The 18544-nt window shown below is 72.2% G+C and carries 14 protein-coding genes and 1 pseudogene; 10 read left to right on the plus strand and 5 right to left on the minus strand.

Translation table 11 applies throughout. The features are described from left to right. Positions 1-178: 178 nt before the first annotated feature. The 3 genes and pseudogenes from D3272_RS12725 to D3272_RS12735 all read left to right on the plus strand — a co-directional run. Positions 179-733: pseudogene (locus D3272_RS12725) on the plus strand (ABC transporter substrate-binding protein); the annotation flags it as partial. Between the two features lie 209 nt (positions 734-942). Further along, positions 943-1140 (plus strand): hypothetical protein, encoded by a 198-nt coding sequence (locus tag D3272_RS12730; protein ID WP_129219568.1) that lies wholly within the window; start codon positions 943-945, stop codon positions 1138-1140. Between the two features lie 115 nt (positions 1141-1255). Continuing rightward, a complete protein-coding gene (locus D3272_RS12735; RefSeq protein ID WP_129219569.1) occupies positions 1256-1744 on the plus strand; it encodes a hypothetical protein in 489 nt (162 codons plus the stop codon). 1275 nt (positions 1745-3019) lie between these two features. On the opposite strand, the gene D3272_RS12740 is transcribed toward D3272_RS12735, so the two are convergent. From D3272_RS12740 to D3272_RS12750, 3 genes are all read right to left on the minus strand, one after another. Continuing rightward, the gene (locus D3272_RS12740) at positions 3020-6151 is read right to left on the minus strand and encodes a UvrD-helicase domain-containing protein (RefSeq protein WP_165361332.1); all 3132 of its coding nucleotides are present in this window, start codon (positions 6149-6151) and stop codon (positions 3020-3022) included. Between the two features lie 15 nt (positions 6152-6166). Next, a complete protein-coding gene (locus D3272_RS12745) occupies positions 6167-8839 on the minus strand; it encodes a PD-(D/E)XK nuclease family protein (RefSeq protein WP_129219573.1) in 2673 nt (890 codons plus the stop codon). 156 nt (positions 8840-8995) lie between these two features. Further along, the gene (locus D3272_RS12750) at positions 8996-9463 is read right to left on the minus strand and encodes a hypothetical protein (protein ID WP_129219574.1); all 468 of its coding nucleotides are present in this window, start codon (positions 9461-9463) and stop codon (positions 8996-8998) included. A 485-nt stretch (positions 9464-9948) separates the two neighbouring features. Here D3272_RS12750 and D3272_RS12755 point away from each other — a divergent pair, with 485 nt between their 5' ends. The 3 genes from D3272_RS12755 (at position 9949) to D3272_RS12765 (ending at position 13464) form a co-directional block, all read left to right on the plus strand. Next, positions 9949-10476, plus strand: coding sequence for an MbcA/ParS/Xre antitoxin family protein (locus D3272_RS12755; RefSeq protein ID WP_129219575.1), 528 nt, complete (start codon positions 9949-9951; stop codon positions 10474-10476). Next, positions 10473-11138, plus strand: coding sequence for an RES family NAD+ phosphorylase (locus tag D3272_RS12760; RefSeq protein WP_129219577.1), 666 nt, complete (start codon positions 10473-10475; stop codon positions 11136-11138). Before D3272_RS12755 ends, D3272_RS12760 begins: the two co-directional genes overlap by 4 nt. A 232-nt stretch (positions 11139-11370) precedes the next feature. Then, positions 11371-13464 (plus strand): phospholipase C/P1 nuclease family protein, encoded by a 2094-nt coding sequence (locus tag D3272_RS12765; protein ID WP_207210204.1) that lies wholly within the window; start codon positions 11371-11373, stop codon positions 13462-13464. A gap of 150 nt (positions 13465-13614) precedes the next feature. On the opposite strand, the gene D3272_RS12770 is transcribed toward D3272_RS12765, so the two are convergent. After that, positions 13615-13860 carry a helix-turn-helix transcriptional regulator gene (locus D3272_RS12770; protein WP_129219578.1) on the minus strand — a complete coding sequence of 82 codons (246 nt, stop codon included), beginning with the start codon at positions 13858-13860 and terminating at the stop codon, positions 13615-13617. A 467-nt stretch (positions 13861-14327) separates the two neighbouring features. Between D3272_RS12770 and D3272_RS12775 the strand changes: the two genes are divergently transcribed. The 4 genes from D3272_RS12775 to D3272_RS12790 all read left to right on the plus strand — a co-directional run bounded on the left by D3272_RS12775 (position 14328) and on the right by D3272_RS12790 (position 16484). After that, complete coding sequence (locus tag D3272_RS12775) at positions 14328-14711, plus strand: hypothetical protein (RefSeq protein ID WP_129219580.1); 384 nt, start codon at positions 14328-14330, stop codon at positions 14709-14711. Positions 14712-14900: 189 nt separating this feature from the next. Then, positions 14901-15575 (plus strand): hypothetical protein, encoded by a 675-nt coding sequence (locus tag D3272_RS12780; protein WP_129219581.1) that lies wholly within the window; start codon positions 14901-14903, stop codon positions 15573-15575. Continuing rightward, positions 15572-15913: an HNH endonuclease signature motif containing protein gene (locus tag D3272_RS12785; protein ID WP_129219583.1), complete on the plus strand. Its 342-nt coding sequence runs from the start codon at positions 15572-15574 to the stop codon at positions 15911-15913. The genes D3272_RS12780 and D3272_RS12785 overlap by 4 nt, the downstream gene beginning before the upstream one ends. Before the next feature lies 1 nt (position 15914). Next, on the plus strand, positions 15915-16484 hold the full coding sequence (locus D3272_RS12790) for a hypothetical protein (protein WP_129219584.1): 570 nt from the start codon (positions 15915-15917) through the stop codon (positions 16482-16484). Between the two features lie 232 nt (positions 16485-16716). Here the strand turns inward: D3272_RS12790 and D3272_RS12795 are convergent, their stop codons facing one another. Then, the gene (locus D3272_RS12795; protein WP_129219585.1) at positions 16717-18003 is read right to left on the minus strand and encodes a hypothetical protein; all 1287 of its coding nucleotides are present in this window, start codon (positions 18001-18003) and stop codon (positions 16717-16719) included. Positions 18004-18544 lie beyond the last annotated feature (541 nt).

The raw sequence follows: 18544 nt of genomic DNA on the forward strand, positions 1-18544 counted from the left end.
CGGATCGCGTCCGCCACGTTCGACCCTTGTGACACCAGCACGTCGACCTGACGCAGCTTGGTGATGATCTCCTCGGGCTTATGTCGCTTCGCCATTTCGTCCGTCCTCCAGGGCTCGAAACCCATACCTCAGAGCGGACCACTTCAAAGGGGGAGGATCACTCCTCCTCAGTGAACCCAACATCGACTTCCCTTACGTGTTGACCGACTATCACATCGTCGTCCAGCCCGAGGGGATGCCCCCCGACTCCGGCATTGGGACCGGTGCCTACGCCCTCTCGGAGTCGGTTCTCGGCACGAGATACCTGACCAGGAAGTTCAAGGACTACTGGCGTCCCGACGTCGGCATCGTGGAATCGGTCGAGACCCTGGTGATCAACGACGGGACCGTGCGGGTCTCGGCATTGCTCACCGGCAAGGTCCACCTGATCAACAGGATCGAGCCGAAGGTGGCTGCGTTTCTGAAGGGCTCCGCGTCGGCTGCCATCGTCCCGACGCCGGGGCGCGGACACTTCAGCCTGGCGATGCGTTCCGATGCCACTCCGTTTGACAACGCCGATCTGCGGATGGCTCTGAAGCTGGCGATCGACCGGGAGGACCTGGTGAAGCGGAACATGCATGACTATGGATCGGTCGCGAACGATATGCCGATCAACGAAACGTACCCGCTCGCCACGGTCCTCGAGCAGAGGAAGTATGATCCCGCAGAGGTAGGCCGTCTCTACAAGAATTAGGGAGTTGTAGGGCCGATCGAGCTTTTCGTATCGGACGTGACATTTCTGGGTGCTGTGCATGCCGCGATTCTAGACCAGCAGCACGCGGCTATTTCAGGCATCAACACCAACGTGATACGTTCGCAAGGCGAGGTTATTGGAGTGACGTCTGGAACAAGAAGCCCTTCTGCGCCACCTACTGGGACGGCTGGCCTACCCAGGACTTGGCTATGGCGTTGGCCTACAAATCAGACGCACCATGGAACGACACCGCGTGGAAGCGTCCCGCCTTCGATCAGCTTCTCGCCGAAGCTCGCGAGATCGACGACGAGCCCACGCGCATCGCCAAGTACAAGCAGGCGAGCGAAATGATCCGAGGTGACGGCGTCCATCACCTCGAGCGGTTTCATCCCTCGAACGCCGAATGAGAGCACAGGACCAGATCCGATGTAGGATGCGGAGGCGCGTGGGGCGATTCGGCCCCCAGGCGTCATCCTCGTTCCCGGGAGCGCGCGAACCGCCGCTCGACACGGAGATGCACGCGTGAGCAAGCCGACCTTCATCTTCGCCCGCCCCCGTGACGAGGGAGCACCGGGAGAACCGATCGAACTGTCCGACCACGTCGACTTCCAAGCCGACCTCGGCGTGCCGTCCGGTCTGGACGATCCGAGGGAGGGGCCGGCGGATCGGATGACGCCGGACGGGTTCCTGTTCTGGCTTTGCGCACGCCATACGAACCTCGAACGCAACATCCTGGTCGAGACGGCCGTGCACGGCCTGCGCAATGCCGTGAACGGCAAGGTCAGCCTCTTCTTCAAGGGCACCGAACGACGGCCCTTGCGTCTGGACGTGAGGTTGGGTCGGATCGCGGCGAGGAAGTGCATGCTGCTGGAGCGCCACGCGAGGACGCGGAGGCTGGACGTCCAGTTGGTCGAACACTCGCAGCACGGCATTCGAGGAGCGGCGTGCTACACCGGTTCCGAGATGATGGGCGTCTTCGCGGCGTACGACGACCTCATCCTGGAACTCTGACGCAGTTCGTCTCGACCGAGCTACCGACCGAGGGCGTGACGATCACCGCCACGGGACTGTCGCCGCTCTGGCCTGAGCGAGTTCCCACATCACCCCTCCAGCCTTCTGCACGATCGTCGGTGGCCTCGCCTGAGGCTCGCGCGCTGCCCATGCGCGCCTCCGGTCGTGAGCATGGCCCCGTCGTGGCGGATGACGAAGGCCCCAGGCAGAGCCACCGCTTCTCAGAAGAAAGAAGTTCCAACGCCGACGCGGCGCGAGGGAGCCCCAACCACGCCCGTCTCCCCGGATCCAGCCCGGACCTCAGGCGGTCGTGGCACGCTGGCGAGGCGGCGAGAGGCAGCGTCGGGCCGACCATGCGCGTGGCGACGGCGCCGGATAGGTCGGAAGCCACGCCGAAGGCGGCTGGCCTCATCGCTCCACCCAGGGAACGGCTCGCAGCCGAGTACGATGCCCGAGCGGTCCCCGAATCGCGTGGGTCGAGTCGAGTCACGGTCCTGCCAGCCGAGGCGGGTCACGGATCTCAAGCGCGGACCCGCTCCGTCGCGCGACGCTGCTCAATCAGCGTGGCCCCCTCGGCGAGCGGCCCTTGCCGCATGCGGTCGGACCCTAGCGCGGCGGACCGCATCGCGACGAGGTTGTCGTGGTCTGGCGCGGCCTTCGAGAGCATGCGGCCAGCCACAGTTGGTCCGGTCCCGTGGTCTCGCCGCGAAGATCTCCAGCGGGAGGACGCGCTCCCACCGCCTCAGGCCGCCAGCGCTTCGGGATCCACCAGCGGCGGCGTCACGGCCGCGATGAACTGCAGACGGAACGCCTCCCGGGTATCCGTGGTCGCCCGAGCGCGCGGGCGATCGTGACCCGCGGACAATCCGTGAGCAGCTGGTTCGCCACCTGCGCCGTCGCCCGAGACCCCCTCGACCGCCGCTCTGACTACGAGGAATTCTCGGGTTCGATGCTGGAACGCCTCGAGCTGAGCCATTCACACCCACGCGGACCGGATCGACCCACCGGAGCACGTCCGTCCAGGCATCGAGGACTGCCGGGGGCCACGCTTCCGCTGCCAGCAGGACCGCGTGGCTCGCGACGGGTCCGCCGGTCGAGCGCAACGGCGGCATCAAGGAGGTCGTCAGGTCCGCGAGGTACTCCGCCAGTCGCATGACGATCGCATCAGGGGCCGGGGGCGGCGCGGCGCGCCCGTCTCACCACCCGACCTCTCGACCACCCGTCCATACTCCGCCACCCTCGCCGCGGCGGGCTACCGGACCCGAGCCGGACCGCTCAGGCTGGCTGGGCGTCAGGGTCGACCTCGGCCATGACGCCGACGACCGGCATGTGGACGAACGTCCCGAGGCACATGCCCCCCGTGACGGAGGCCACCGCCTGTGCGTAGAGCGCGAGTTGCGGGGCGTGGGACGCCGCCCTGGCCTCCCACAGGTCGCGCCGACCCGGAAAGCTCTTGTGGTCGAAGATGGCGAACCCCTCGCCGTCCTCGACCAGGAGGTCGACCCTCCCCACCACCTCCTGCCCGCCCACCAGGGCGTGCACCGGCACCTCGCGTCGCACGCGAGCTTCGGGGAACCGGCGCCGGAGGAAGGCCCAGAGCCGGTCCGACGCCGCCATCGCGTCGGCCGGCGCCAGGCTCTCGGACACGCCCCACCTCCCCAGGACGGCCCGGGCCCGGTCCCGCCTGGGGCCCTCGCCCAGCCTAGGGTCGTCGCAGGCCAGGAAGGCGTGGAGCGCCTCGCCCAGGAGGTCCATGTCCGGATCGCCGACGAGGGGGAGCCGACCGCCGAGCTCGGTGCGGACGACGAGGCTGCCGCCCGGGTCGGAGGCCGCGCTCGGGCGCAGGCGGAGCGGCCTGGCCATGGCGGCGCCGAGCGACGCGGGCAGGTGGGCGGGGGCGACGTCCGCGGCGCGCTCGCGTTCGACGCCGCGGACGGCGACGCTCCGGGCAGGGTGGGGCCGACCGCCGACGGTGACCGCCCCCTCGCCGGGGGCGGGGAGTCGGACGTGGGTGCCGCCCCCGACGTCGAGCACGTCCAGTGCCGAGGGCGGGCGACCGCCCGCCACCGTCAGCACGAGGTGGTCGCGAGGCCGCGTCATGCCGACGTACAGCAGGCGGACGGCCTCCTCCCGCGCGACGCGGGCCGCTTGGAGGCCGACGACGCTCGCCGCGGCCGACGCGTCCATGTGGACGTCCTTAGCCTGTCTGCCGTAGGGCCAGACCCAGAGGCGCAGCCAGCGGTTCGCCAGCGGGTCCCGCCAGGCCGGTTCGCCCTCGCACTCGACCGCCAACCCGAACGGCGAGGACCTCGACTCCCTCTCGAGCTGCCCGAGGACGACCACGGGCCACTCGAGCCCCTTCGCCCGATGGTAGGTCATGACCTGGACGGCGTCCGGGTCCTGGCTCCTCGGCCTCCCCGTCTCGCGCGCCGCGAGCCAGGCGACGAGACCCGCGAGGGTCGCGGGGGATCGCAGCCTCGCGCACTCCTGGCCGTGGGCGGCCGCGGCGCCCCTGACCGCCTCGAGGTGGTGCAGTCGCTCCGCGGCGTCGCCCCACCGGCAGGCGACGTCGACGACGCCCGTGACGAGGATGACCGCGTCGACGATCTCGCCCGGGGTGGAGCCGACCTGTCGCCCGCGGAGTCCGTCGAGGGCGTCAGCGAACGGGACCAGCGCGGCGAGCGCGGCGTCCGGCTCGGCCGAGGCCAGCGCGGCGAGCCAGGCGGACTGGTCCGACGGGTCGCCGACGAGGCGGGCCATCTCGACCAGGGCCAGCCGGTCGTCGCGGTCGGCGACCCACCTGAGGGCCGAGGCGACGAGTTGCGCCTCGGGCGCGTCGAAGAGGGTCCCCCGCGCGACCGCGACCGGGAGGCCGCACCGGGACAGGGCGCTTGCCACCTCCGCGACGTCGTCGTTCCCGCGGCACAGGACGGCGACGTCACCCGAGCGGAGCCCGCGCACGCCGGCGCCCTCCCGGACCGGCCAGGCGTCCGGGTCGGCCAGGGCCGCCACGACGCCCCCGGCGACGGCGGCCGCGAACTGCCCCCTGTTCCTCCCCTCGAGGTGCCAGACGGAGAGCGGCGGGCCCGCCAGCCCGGCATCGTCGCACGCGGCCCCGGAGAACGCCGTCCCGTCACGCGGTAGGCCCGTCGCCTCGAAGGCCGGAACGAAGGCGTCATTGACGAAGTCGCACAACCCCGGTCGGCTCCTCCAGGACGTCGACAGGAGCTCGGTCGAGCCGCCCGTGTCGGCCGCGGCCTCGCGCGCGGCCGAGAGCGTCAACCCCGCGTCCGTCCCGCGGAACCCGTAGATGGACTGCTTGGGGTCGCCGACCCAGACGCTGCGCGAGGCTATGCGGGCCATCTCGGCGAAGAGCGCGACCTGGAGGGGACTCGAGTCCTGGACCTCGTCGACGAACACGTGGCCGATCGTCTCGCGCAGACGCTCCCGGTTCGAGGGGTCGCGCAGGACCTCGAGCGCGAGCGCCTCCTGGTCGACGAAGTCGACGAGCCCTCGCTCGGCCTTGTGGGCCTGGTAGGCCGTCATGGCCGTCGCGGCGCATGCGAAGCTGAGCTCGACGAAGCGACGCAGGTCTCGACGCAGGCGTGGGTGCCCGGCATGGGCGGCGGCTGCGCGTGCGGTCGCCCGGAAGATCGCCTCGTCCGCCTTCGGCGTCCTCGGCTTGGAGAGCTTGGCCCACAGGGACCACGGGAGCTCGTCGCCTCGACGGAGGATGTCCTCGGCGGACCTGAGCGCCTCCGCGGCGCCCGCGCTGCCCGACCTGAGCGTGGTCCCCGCCGCCGCGGCGATCGCCAGCCCGACCTCGCGCCGGAGGTCCGCGTCGAGGTCCTCGGCCGAAGCCCGGGCCTCGTCGGGGAGTAGGGCGAGGAGGCCTCGCACGGACCTCTCGGCGCAGTCCGCGAAGCGCTCCGGCTCGATGCCGTTCGAGCGGGCGAGCTCGACGACGCGCAGGACCTGCGAGCGCCAGTCCAGGTCCCGCTCCGCCAGGCCGAGGACCTCGGAGAGCTGGTTCAGCGCCGCCGCGGATCCGGCGATGGCCTCGTCGGCGGCGGTCGCGAAGACGCCCGGGAGGCTCTCCTCCGGGATGACCTCGCTGGCCGGCGACCGGCCGAGTTCCATTGCGAACTCCGACACGAGGCGACCCGAGACGGAGTTGACTGTGCCCATGCGCGCCCCGAGGAGCTCGACGGCCTCGTCGACGCGCTCCTCCGCGACGAGGTGGGCGCGCACGCGCTCGACGAGCTCGCCGGCCGCCTTCACGGTGAACGTGGTCGCGACGATGCGGGACGGGTCCGCCCCGTCCGCGATCGCGCGCGCGATGGTCCGCACGAGCGTGTGCGTCTTGCCGGTGCCGGCGGAGGCGAGGGTCGCGTCGACCCGGTTCATCGGACGTCGCATCTCCTAACCCCCCGCCCTGACCCGGCAGACGTGCCCCATGTCGCAGAAGGCGCAGACCCTCTCCCCGGGCGGGAAGCCGAGGTCGGCGGGCAGGTGCTCGGCGACCCCGGGCACCCCGGTCGCCAAGCCGCGGCCCGAACGCGCCAGTCGCGTGAGCTTCCCCCAGTCCGTCTCCATCGCCTCCCAGGTCGCGTCCAGCGTCCGCGCGACTCTCAGGCCCTCGCGTGCCAGCGCGGATCCCGCCTCGGCGAGAAGCTCGCGCTGGCGCAGGAGGTAGTAGCCGGCCGGCGCGCCGCCGGCCGGGGCGACGAGGTGGCCGTAGGTGGCGAGCTGGATCGCACGTCCCTCCTCCAGCTCCGTCCGCCGCCACGTCCGCGAGCTCGTCCACTTCAGGTCGATGACCGCCTCGCCACCCTGTCGGTCGCGGACGAGGAGGTCGATGCGGCTCCGGATCGGGGGAGCGCCGGCCGCCGACGCTCGCTCGACCTCCATGCCGACGACGGCCATGCCGCGATCGGCGAGCAGTGCCGCGAGCGTCGCCAGCGAGTCCGGGATGCGTGCGCGGGCGAAGGCGAGCTCGCCCGACGACCCGGAGAGGCGGAGGGGGGCGGCGATCGCGTCGACGACAGCGTCGAGGCCGGCCACCGCCGCCCGTCGGACCTCGTCGGGATCGGGGACCCTCCCGACGGGGAGCACGGCCTCGGCGAGGGCATGGGCGACGTTGCCGATGAGCCTGTCCCGTGCGGGGATGGCGTGCGCGCGGCCTGCGCGCAACCGGGCGACGTGGCGGAGCACCCAGCGGAACTGGCACTCGAGCAGGTCCTGGATGGACGACGCGGTCTCGGCGCGCCCCTGCACCGCGTCGGCCAGCGACGCCGGCAGCGCCCACGTGGCCCTGGCCGCGGGCAGGTCGACCTTGGAGTGGGCGCGGCGGATCACCTCCCGCCCGGCCAGGCGCACCCTGGCGTCCGCCAGAAGAGCCTCCGCGTCCGCGCTGATCGCCGCGCGGCTGGGCCCCCTCAGCATCGGGGCCATCCTGTGGGCGAGCGGGTGACTCGTGACCTCTGCGCCTCGGTCCAGGGACGGCGTGACCAACACCAGCGCTCCCCGAGCTGCCAGGACAGGCTGCTCCCAGTGGGCCGCCGCCCTCCGACGCATGCGGGCCGCGGTCTCGACCTCGCAGCCTGCCCCGGCGAGGGCCGCGGTCTCCGCCTCGGTCCAGGGCTGCCGCGTCTGTCCCTCGGTGCCCGAGAAGCCCCACCACACGATGCGCGCGGCTTCGCCCCAGACGGCCCCCGGCCGCGTCACGACCCTCGCGCCGCCCTCCTCGGCGACGTGGGCCGGGTCGGGCAGGCCCTCCGCGACGGCGATGTCGATGAGACCCTCCACCTGCGTCGCGGTGACGGGCGAGCGGCCGAGCGCGCCGAACGCGCCGGACAGGGCGTCGGCCGCGCCGACGGCGCAGAGGAGCAGGGGATCGCGCGCGCCGCCGTCCGTCGCGAGCGCCCATCGGCGCACCCGGTCGCTGATCGCCGCCGCCGCCGCCGCCGGCATCCCGCTCGAGCGGCCATGGGCGCCGACCTCCATCCACGCGCGCCATTCCGCCAAGATGGCCTTGCCGGCCGCGCCCCCGTCCCGTTCGGCGACGCCGGCCTCGATCGCCGACCAGGCGTCCGCCCACGCCGGCCCGCCGACGCCGGGCTCGCGCGACAGCGCGCCCGCGAGGAGGCGGGCGGCCCAGCGGTCGATGGGCGGCGTGGGGAGCAGGAGCAACTCGAGGAGCTTCTGCGGGTCGAGCGGCGCCCACGCGACCGAGAAGGCGAGGGGGAGCAGCTGCAGCGCGCCGCGGTGGGTCGACCGCGGCGAGGCGCCCAGCGCCGGTAGGCCCCGGCGCGCGAAGGCCCCGTCGAGGAGGCCGGTGTCGCCGGACGGGACGACGAAGACCGTCCCGCGCCCGCGCCCGGGGTCGTGCGCCACCCAGTCGGCGACGGCCTCCGCGGCCATGATCGCCGTCCGACTCTCGAGCAGCGTCAGCGAGCCGTCCCCGACGAGCGAGCCGATCCCGCCCCCGCCCAGGAAGCGCTGGAGGCGGGCGAGGTCGCCGTCGCCGGCCGTCGGGGTCGTCGACGGCCGGCGCGAGACGGCGACCCCCGAGTCGGAGAGGGCCCGCGCCAGGGCCTGCCATGGCGGCGGCAGGAGGTCGAGGTCCTCGATCGTCTCGAACGTGGCGAGCTCCGACCGCGCGCCGCCCGCCAGGCGAGAGATGACCTCCCGCAGGAGGTCGGACCGGCACCTCGGGAGCGGGGGCGGGGTGAGCTCGGCGGCGGCAAGGTCCGCGAGCCGCGGCCCCGCCGTCCCGGTGTCGACCGGAACCCAGCCGGCCTCCGTCAGATCGTCGCGCCACGACAGGAGCAGGCGCGCCGTCGAGAGGGCGTCGGCCACCAGGGAGGCGGAGTAGAAGCGCGGTCCGACCGCCGCGGCGGCCTCGAGCTTCGCCTGCCAGGCGGCGATCCTCACGACGGGCGCCACCGGCGGGCCCGAAAGCCCGAGTTGCCCGGCCAGGAGGTCCAGCAGGCCCGCGGGGCCGACCACCGCTCCGCCGACCGCGCCCGATCCCGTGCCGGGATGGGCCGGGTGGGCGCCCCCGTCGGCCGCCATGCCGAAGACCACGTGCATCCTATCCTCCCCGAGGTCCGATCGAGCACCGCCCCGGACACCCGCGACGCGAGCGATCCGGTCGGCCCGGGTGACGGTCAAGTCGCGGTCGGGTCCCGCCCGTCGGTCGCGGCGCTGGCCGCACCGGCGGCGTCCGCCCCGCACGCATGCTCGCGCTCAGCCGGCGTGGCCGGGCTCGGCGAGGAGGCCCTGGCGCATGCAGTCGAACTCGAGCGCGGCCGACAGCATCGCGACGGTGTTGTCGTGGTCGGGCGCGCACCGCGAGAGCAGCGCCGCCAGCCGCAGTTCGTCCGGCCCCGAGGTCCCCGTGGCGAAGAGTTCGAGAAGGAGCGCGCGCTCCCGCCGCCTGAGGCCCCTCAGGGCCTCGGGATCCCCGAGCGGGGGCATCACGGCCGAGATGAACTGCAGGCGGAGCACCTCCCCGGCCATGTCGTCGAAGGACCGCCTCTCCCGACCCGCCCTGCGCAGCTCGCGAAGCTCCTCCGGCGTGAGCGGCTTGACCCTGATCGAGCGCGCGGCCGACAGGTCGGCGCCGGGGATAAGACCCCGGCCGGAGCCCCCCGCGCGGGTCAGGTCCCCCGCTTCGGCCCGATGGTCGGCGGCGTCCCCTGGTTTGTTGAGCATGTGTCCCCTCCAACGCACGTCCCCTCCCGAGCCTCCAGGGTCGGGAGTCACGCGTGACGGTACGTCTCGCGTGATGCAGTCTGAAGCAATAGATGCATAGCGCATCTCTACTAGTCAAGGGTTGCGATCACCGACGATGCTGCTCCGTTTGGGGGGCGGGCAGCGCCGACCTCGCGTCGCCCACAGGTGCGAGCCGAGCCTCATCGCCGATGCGTCGGACCGCGTGCGCTCGCCCCGCAGCCGATCGTCACCTCCCTCCTGGGCCAATCAGCCCTCCCATCGGGTCACCCTGGCGACCACTGGGGCGATCCACCGTCACGGCACGTCGGGCCGACGAGATGGCGGCGGCGTCGAGACGCCCGCACCGCGAGCTCCGGCAACGTGGGGCGACCATCCCCGACGGCCCGGGCGCGAACGCCAGCGTGCTTGACCACGTCCGGATTTGGACTATCTCTGATCCTGGACTAGTAGCTGCGAGGATGGCGATGTCTGGACGAGCCGCTCACGCCGACGTGGCCATCACGCCTGGCCCGACCTTCCTGGACGCCAGCCGGTTCGCCGCAACCAACCGCCGGAGGCTGAGCGCCCCCGGCCTCCGCACGTTCCTGGCGATCGCGGACCTATGGCGGTTGGACGAGACGCAGCGGCTGCTCGTGCTCGGCCTGCCGTCCCGTTCGACGTTCTACGCATGGGTCAAGGCGGTCCGGGAGCATCGCGACGTCACGCTGGACGTGGACGTCCTGCTCCGGATCTCCGCCGTGCTCGGCATCCACCAGGCGTTGGGTATCCTGCATGGCACCGAGGATGCGGGGGTCGCGTGGCTGCGGACGCCCCACGATACGCCCGTGTTCGGCGGCCGCCCGCCCCTCGACCTCGTGTGCAGCGGGACCCAGGACGGGCTGCTCGCCGTCCGGCGCTTCCTGGACGCCGCGCGAGGCGGCCTCCACATGCCTCCCAACGAGGTCGATCGCGACTTCCGTCCCTACACCGACGCCGACATAGTCCTGTCTTGAAGACCTCCGACGCCCCGCGACCGAGCTTTCGGCTGATACCCTCGCGCTTCCCTCCCATCGACGCGTTCGAGACCGTCGCGACCGCGGCCGACCTCGCGGCGGTCATGGACCTGGCCGGTTGGACCAACGATCATCTCGTCGAGGAGCGCCTCCGTCGGTTGCCGCGAGCGGAATGGGTCTTCGGACGCCCGAACGCCAGCGTCGTCATGGCGTCGTTCCTGCACGTGGCGCCGGGCGGGATGCGCTTCAACGGCGGCGATCTCGGCGCCTGGTACGCCGCGGCGTCCGTCACCACCGCCGTGGCCGAGGTCGCCCACCACCTCAGGCGCGAGGCCGTCGCCACGGGGTCGGACGAGCTCAGGCGGACGTATCGCACCTACGTCGCGAGCATCGACGGGACGTTCTGCGACCTGCGGGGACGGGCATCGGACCTGCCCCGACTCTACGATCCGACGAGCTACGCCGCCTCGCAGACCTTCGGCGAGGGCATCCGCTCATCGGGCGGTCACGGGGTCGTCTACGACAGCCTGCGCCACGCCGGCGGGGTGAACGTCGCCGCGTACCGCACGCACGACGTCCGGGACGTCGTCCAGGCGGATCACTACGAGATCACGGTCAGGGCGGCGGACCGCAGGATCGAGGCCCGCAGGATCACGGCCTGAGGAGGTCGAGGTCGGGATCCGTCTCCCGGCGGCCCGCGATTGACGTCGCCCTTTCCCCGGGACGTTTCGGCATGAAGCTGTCACGAACCCCGTCCACCATGTCGGCCCGGGCAGGGGAGGGTTCAGGCATGACCGACGCTCTGACGCACTCGCGCAACTTCCGCAGCTTGTCCTTGAGGGACCTCCTCGAGGCTCGCGACCTCTACCACTGCACCTTATCAACAAGGCCAACGTGGTGGGGACCGCGGTCGGGCTGTACCTGATCAGGGACTCGGAGGTCGGCACGCGGGAGGGGGATCGCGGCGGGGCGCCGGCGGAGCGCTCGTCGAGCGGCCCAAGGACGTTCGAGAACTCCGGGGTCACCTCCTACTCGTGGCCGTGCGTGCTCGTCCTCGTCAGGGACTGGGTGGACGCCACACGGTTCGGTCACGGCGGCGTCGATCCCGATCACATGGTCCCCCGGACCCTCTACCTCCCCGACGGCCGCGCTGCGCCGGTCTGCGTCGTCGCCGTCTCCCCCGCGGAGCCGCTCCCGGCGGGGCCCGCCGACGCGCGCTTGCCATCGTCCTACCTCGGCCCGGGCTTCCCGATCGTCGCCGACGTGCAGGGGGCCCGCCACCGGGCCAGCGTGGGATGCCTAGTGACCGACGGCCATCGGACCTACGCCCTGACCAGCCGCTACGTCGCCGGCGAACCTGGATCGGTCGTGCAGGCGCCCCTGCGCGGCAGCCTCAGGCCGATCGGCGAGACGGCGCCCCGCCAGCTCGCCCGGCTGCCCTTCTCAAAGGTGCTCCTGGAGTTCCCCGGTCGTCGCAGCTACGTCACCCTCGACGTCGCGGACCTGAACGAGCTCAACCTGGGCCTGCAGCTGATCGACCAGCCCGTCGAGGCGTTCGGCGCCGCCTCGGGGCGCATGAGGGTAACGATCAAGGCGCTGTTCTACCGACACGAGGCGCTCGCCGGCTACGACTGCGTGTCCGAGTTCCTCATCGCCCCCGAGGAGGGCGGCGTGCAGACGAGCCCCGGGGACTCCGGCACCGTGTGGCACCTGCGCACCTCGGTCGCGGACGCGGGCGGGGTCGGCAGGATCGTCCTGCGCCCGATGGCGGTCGAGTGGGGAGGGCAGGGGGTCGCCGGCACGACCGGCCGACGGTACGACTTCGCGCTCGCCACGGGTCTCGGCACCGCCTGCCAGCTGCTCGACGTCGATCTCGTCACCGGTCACAACGTCGGGGCCCAGCCCTTCTGGGGGCAGGAGGGGCACTACAGCATCGCGACGGTCGCGATCGACCAGGTCCGGGACGGGCGCCTCGAGGCCTTCCTGCGGGACAACGTCGAGCGCGTCAGCTTCCGGCCCGACGAACTCGACCCGGACACAATCCGGAGGCGGCTGTCGGAGGGCGACTTCGTCGAGTTGGCGGACGTGCCGGACCTCGTGTGGAAGAAGGTGGCGGCGGACGTCCCGGGCGGGCGGGACCACGCCCGCAACGCGGGCCCCGAGCACCCCGACCACTACGCCGACATCGACCTGCCGGGCCCGGACGGCCGGACGCTCCGCGACCTGACGCTGTCGGGGATCGCCAACATGGACCCGCAGGTCTGGCGGGACTGGTACCGCGCGAACGGCGCCACCGAGGCCCGCTCGCAGGGGCTGCTCCCGTTCCGGGTCTGGCAGATCTTCGACGAGATGGTGGCGAGCCTGAGGGCAGGGGACGCCGAACGGTTCCTCTGCGCGGCGGGCATCGTCTCGCACTACGTCGGCGACGCCTGCCAGCCGCTGCACGGCTCCTTCCTGTCGGACGGCCGCAAAGACCCGGCGGACCCGAAGGCCAGGACGTGGTCGGGCAAGGGCGTCCACGCGACCCTCGAGGACGAGATGGTGGACCGGCACGCCGTCGAGCTCCGGCCGATGATCGGCCCCGCCGCGAAGGCCTTCGGGGGTCCCATCCCCGCGATCGCCGACGGTCGGGACGCCGCATTCGCCACCGTTACCCTGATGGCGCAGTCGGCCGAGATCCTGCCTCCCGGCGCACTCGTCGACACCTACGTCAAGCTCGGTGGCGGCGCCTCGGCACGCGTCGTCGACGGCCTCTGGAGTGCCTTCGGCCGGCAGACCGCGGACGTGATGGGCGCCGGGGCGCGCTACCTCGCGGCGATCTGGGACGCGGCCTACGCGGTCGCGGCGACGCCGCTGCCCGATGGCGCGGGTGTCGTCTCGGAGACCGCACTGGCAGCCATCCACCAGGATGGTGGCTTCGTGCCCTCCCTGACGCTGGACGAGATCGGGTCGGTGCTGCGCCGGGCGGGTGGGGAGGCGACCCGCTGACTCCCCATCGGACGCCGCGGCTGCTGCCCTTCGGGGCGTCGTCGGTCGGAGGGCGCCGATCGGGACGGAGACCGGTGCGTTCCTGACGGGGCGCTTCCCGATCTCGACCATGCGCGGGCCTAGGAGACCCGACGGTTCCGGCCGGCCCGCCTAGCCCGGCCGACGTAACCCGACCCCGCCGAACACCGGCACGCCCTCGACCACGGCCCCGTCCGGCAGGAGGACGATGCCGTCGTCCTCCAAGGCCCTTTGCATCAGGAGCGTCTGTCCCTCGCCCACCCCGGTCCCGGACTCGTGCCGGTTCACGGACGCCCGGCTGACCTTGGCCGCCTTGGCGAGCTCGTCCTGCGTCCAGCCGAGCATGAGCCTCGCGGCCCTGAGCTGGACCGGCGTCATCGCGTGCGCACCCGCACGCCCAACATCTTGACAGCCGTGCAGATGTCACGCATCTATTGCTTCACCGTGCGTCAAAAGCGGCACGGTGAAGTGTCCGTGCCGGCGATCACGTCATCACACTAGCGTCGGCCGAAGTCCCCGTCACTCACCGGACCGCGATGGTCGAACATCTCCCCAGCCCGAACGTCGCCATGGCCCAACCTGATGGGACCGGCGAGGGTCGTCGTCGATCGTCGCGACGCCCTGCGCCGACGGCGGACCGGGGCCATCACGACGCGGCATCGGCTCGCGACGGAACCGGTCCGCGCGATCGGCGAGCGAGCACGCGAACCGTCGCGCGCGACGCGGAACGCGACGCACGGTCGCCGGGGTGCCTTCCGGCCCCGAACGCGCGGTGACGACCTCCCGCGCGGGCCCGCGTCGCGCCCACCCCCGACACGAACTCCGACTTGCTGAGGATCACCACCATGGACGACGTCACGCGGGTCTACGCCACGCTCGCGCCGGGACGGGCGCAGGCGAGCCTCTTCTCGGAGGTCGATCTCCGCTCGGCGCTGCACCGGATCAGGACGGAAGCTCACTCGCCCCGTGCCAAGGTCGCGCTCTGGATGGAGGCGCCCCCGCCAGGGCAGGGGCCTGACGTCGTCGTCTGCGTGCCCGTCGAACAGTTCGAGACCCGACGGGCACATGCCGAGGAGATCGTCGCTCGCTGGGACGCCACTTGGCTCGTCATCGAATCCATGCCTCGCCAGCACCGTGACGCAGCTCGTCAGCTGTTAGTCGACCTCATCTCGATGTCGCTCCTCAACGCCGCGATCGAGGGCATCGAACCGACCGACGACGACTTCTGACATTTGGGGACGCCGTCGGCCGTGCCCGGCGTGGCGTGGGCGGCGCCATGCCCGAACCCTTGACAGGCGCCGTACGTCACGCATCTATTGATTCATCATGCATCATTAGATGCATGATGAAGCGCACCGTCCGGCATGGCGTCACCACGCTAGCGTCGGCCAAAAACCTCGTCACCCGCCGGAGCCGCGATGACCGTCTATCTCCCCAGCCCGAACGTCGCCGTGGCCAGGCCCCGACCCGCGGGCGACGTGGTCCGGATCGCCGCCTTCTCGTGTCGCGGCCTGGAGGTCCTGTCGCGAAGGCTCGGCTTCCCGGTCGCGGTCGTGGCCGCCGTCCCGGACCCGGAGCGCCACCGCGAGCGCCTCCGCGACCTCTGGTACGCGTCAGGCGCGCCGATGGGCTACGGCGACTGGGTCTTGCCCTTCGACTTCGACAACTGGGACTACCGGGAATGGTCGAGGCAGGTCATCGACCCCAGGTGGTTCGGCGGAGGGAACCACCCCCTGTCCACCTGCGTGATGGACGGCGACCTGCTGCTGCGCCTCCCGCCGGGCATCCCCCCGCGCGCCTACTCCGACGCGTTCCGGGACCGCCTCGCGCCCCTCCGCTTCGAGGCCGTGGCCAGCAGGCCCTCCTACGTCGTCCGCATGCACCACGCCCGCCGCCCCGTGACCGTCGCGTCCCGGTACGCCCGCGCGTCTACCGAGGATCTGACGGCGGTCGAGGTCCGCGACCTCGTGCACTTCGAACCGCGGTGCCTGACGCGGATCGCTGACATGGCCCTCGCGGCCCTGCGCGACGCGACCGTCCGTACCGGCGTCGGGGCAGAGACCCCGGGACCGTCGGACGCGGTGGCGTCGTGAAGGCCGGCGAGGCCGCGTCGGCCTATGGCGCCTACATCCGGAGCTCGGCGTGGCGGGACTCGGTGGCCCGCCATGCGGAACTGCGGTTGGCGGGGTTCCGGTGCCGGATCTGCAACCGCGGACGATCGGAGGTGCGCCTCGAGGTGCACCACCGCTCCTACGAGAACTTCGGGCGCGAGAGCGTCGAGGACCTCACGACGCTCTGCTCCGAGTGCCACGCGATGGCGACCGAGGCGCTGCGGCGCCGACGCTACCGCGACGCCGAGCTCCCGCCGCTCGTCGACACCCCGCGGGTCCTCCGTGGGCGCGACGCCCCACCCTGCCGTTTACGAGGATGACATGCCGGAAACCATCAGGCTGAGGCTGACGGGCGTCGCGCCCCTCCTCATGCATTCGGGCCGCCTGGCCGACCCCTTGGATCCCTATGCCAAGCAGTTGGCTCGCCTCACCGCGAAAAGGGCCAAGACCGATGCCGACCTCGAGGAGATCGCGCGCGTCGAGTGGACCGGCGGCCTCTGGCTCGCTGACGGCGCGCCCTGCGTGCCCGCCGAGGCCCTGGAGGCGGCGATCGTCCAGGCGGGGAAGGCGAGGAGGGCGGGTTCGCTGATGCGCGCCGCGATGACCGTCAGGGACAGCATGCCGATCGAGCACGACGGGCCGGCTGAGCCGGCGCTGCTCTGGGCCGACGCGGCCTACCGCCACCGCTGCGGCGTCCGGATCGGGGCGCGGACGACGATAAGGACGCGTCCGCGCTTCGATCGTTGGGCGGTGACGGCCACTCTGCGATTCGAGCCATCGATCGTCGACTCGACCATGGTGACCGATTTGGCCAGACACGCGGGCGATCTCGTGGGTTTGGGTGACTGGCGGCCGCGGTTCGGCCGCTTCCGCGTCGATGTCGCGACATAGCGCGACGGCGATGACCGTTTTCTTGGCAAGGTTGGGTAAGGCAGGGCATGGTGGGCTCGGCTAGGCTCGGCACGGGGGGTGGTCGGAGACGGCCACCCCAGTCCCGCATTGGCGACCAGAGTTCGTTGAAAAATCGCGTGCCGCAATCCTGCCTGTGCTCGTCTCTCGCTGCCTCCGATATTTTACGGTGCTGTCATTTCTGCTTCGGGCCTGCTGGCGCGAACGATCGCCATCACCGACCTCTGCCGCGGTTCCTGCGACTGAGCACGGCTCGACGCTTTCGCTTGCGCTTCTCGATCTCCTCCTCACGCTCGCGACGGCGACGTTCGTCGTCCGCCCGTTCTTCTGGCTTGTCGAAAGGCTGACGGTCTGTGGCGGTCAACGCACCTACGGGCACCACCGTCCCAATCAATCGCGGAGCGACCGACCCGGCCGCCGTGGCACGCACCCGCGGCCTTGCGTCCCCGATGCTGGCCGCCCTTGCTGCGATCTCCTCGGGCGCGACCGTCGTGGGGTTTGCTGAAGTAGCGACTCCCCCGGCCGTTCCGTCGGTCGCGCCACCCGCCTTGGCAGGGCGCTCCGCAGCGCCGCCTTGGGTCTGCGTCTCCAAGCCGGTTGCGGGTCCAGCTGCGTCGCTGATGTTTCGCGAAGGCCTTATGCTCTCGACCAGCGCATCAAGCATGGCGATCCGCCGATCGACGTCGTCCGGCGCCGCATTCCTGATCGCCTTGATCCATCCTGAGACCGCCGAGGACGCGGCCTGCGCCTCCGCAAGCGTCGGTGCCCGTCGGCCGGCCCGCGCCAGGGGGCTGGTCGTGGAGCCGGCGGAGACCGCGCCTCGACCGGCCGACGCAGCGCGGGCCAGGGCGTCGTTTCCCCGGCGCGCGCCGGCGCCCCTCGCCATCGACGGCACCTCGACGGCGACCTCCCGACTTGACTGGCGCTGCACCTCGTCGTGAGCGCCGCCCTCGCGCGCGGGCCCGACGGCCGCGTCGGCCCGCGCGAGGGCGATCCTCATCGCCAGCGTCACCGTCGGGGGCGGTGCCCCGACGAGGGCCTTCCACTCGTTGACGGCCTTGCCGACCTGGTACCGCAGCGCCCGCCTGGCTTTCTCCGTCGAGGCCCTCGTCTCCCGGATCTCCTCCAGCGCTGCCGCTTGGAGGAGGCGCGCCGCCTCGGCCGCGGGGGCCTCCCCCTTGAGGACGGGGTCCTTCCTCCCGGCGGCGGCCTCGACGGCCTTGGGCGACGTCGCCGCGACGATCCGCTCGAGGGACGCCAGGGTCGCCCTCTCCATTACGTCGACGTGGAGAGCGGCGTGCCGCGCCTTCAGGATCCCCCTCCCGGCCTTCTGCAGGGAGGCTCTCCCGACCTGCGCGAGTGGCGAGGCCGCGACCTCGATGCCGCCAAGCCGCAGTGCGGCGGCGGCGATGGCCTGCGCCGACCGGTCGCCGCCGGATCCCGCAAGCGCCTCGGCGTGGCGGGCGCGCGCCCGCAGGCGGACCTCCGTCAGGGGATCCATGGCTCAGCCCTCCGCGGCCGGCGAGGGCCTCCGGACGCGGGCGGCGGCGGAGGTGCCCGGGCCGGCGCCGGTCCCGCCGGCGTTGGTGCCCCGCGCTGCGCCTGCTGCCCCCTCGGTCTCCACGCCTTCCACTGCGGGGGCTGGACCTGCGGTTCCGGCTGCGTCCTCGACGGCGGCGGACACCGGGCCGCGGGGCGCGACGGGGTCGACCTCGCCGGAGGACGCGCATGTGAAGCCCGGCCTCCGGACTTGGTCGCGGCCTACGGGCGGAGCCTCCACGAAGGCCAGGCTCTCCCCCTGCGGCGAGTTTCCGGGTCCGCCCGCCGCCGATGCCACCATCGGTCCAGCTCCGTCGTCCGCCTTGGTCCACGTCGTTCCGCCCATCGGTCCGCCCTCCGTTCACCGGGTGGTCGGAGCCACCCATGATGGACGGCGAGGCGGGCGCCGCTTTGTCGGACATCTCGCTAGGGCTGGCATGCCGGCGTCTTCGGCCGCGGCACCGGACGATGGGACCGACGCTGTCTCCCTCGGCGTCGGTCCT

It is taken from the genome of Lichenibacterium ramalinae (assembly GCF_004137085.1).
GTDB lineage: Bacteria > Pseudomonadota > Alphaproteobacteria > Rhizobiales > Beijerinckiaceae > Lichenihabitans > Lichenihabitans ramalinae.

Bases quoted from the DNA above. Each gene is read 5' to 3' on its own strand.
- D3272_RS12730 (WP_129219568.1), top strand. From the start codon at position 943: ATGGCGTTGGCCTACAAATCAGACGCACCATGGAACGACACCGCGTGG.
- D3272_RS12740 (WP_165361332.1), bottom strand. From the start codon at position 6,151: ATGAACCGGGTCGACGCGACCCTCGCCTCCGCCGGCACCGGCAAGACG.
- D3272_RS12745 (WP_129219573.1), bottom strand. From the start codon at position 8,839: ATGCACGTGGTCTTCGGCATGGCGGCCGACGGGGGCGCCCACCCGGCC.
- D3272_RS12750 (WP_129219574.1), bottom strand. From the start codon at position 9,463: ATGCTCAACAAACCAGGGGACGCCGCCGACCATCGGGCCGAAGCGGGG.
- D3272_RS12755 (WP_129219575.1), top strand. From the start codon at position 9,949: ATGTCTGGACGAGCCGCTCACGCCGACGTGGCCATCACGCCTGGCCCG.
- D3272_RS12770 (WP_129219578.1), bottom strand. From the start codon at position 13,860: ATGACGCCGGTCCAGCTCAGGGCCGCGAGGCTCATGCTCGGCTGGACG.
- D3272_RS12775 (WP_129219580.1), top strand. From the start codon at position 14,328: ATGGACGACGTCACGCGGGTCTACGCCACGCTCGCGCCGGGACGGGCG.
- D3272_RS12780 (WP_129219581.1), top strand. From the start codon at position 14,901: ATGACCGTCTATCTCCCCAGCCCGAACGTCGCCGTGGCCAGGCCCCGA.
- D3272_RS12790 (WP_129219584.1), top strand. From the start codon at position 15,915: ATGCCGGAAACCATCAGGCTGAGGCTGACGGGCGTCGCGCCCCTCCTC.
- D3272_RS12795 (WP_129219585.1), bottom strand. From the start codon at position 18,003: ATGGATCCCCTGACGGAGGTCCGCCTGCGGGCGCGCGCCCGCCACGCC.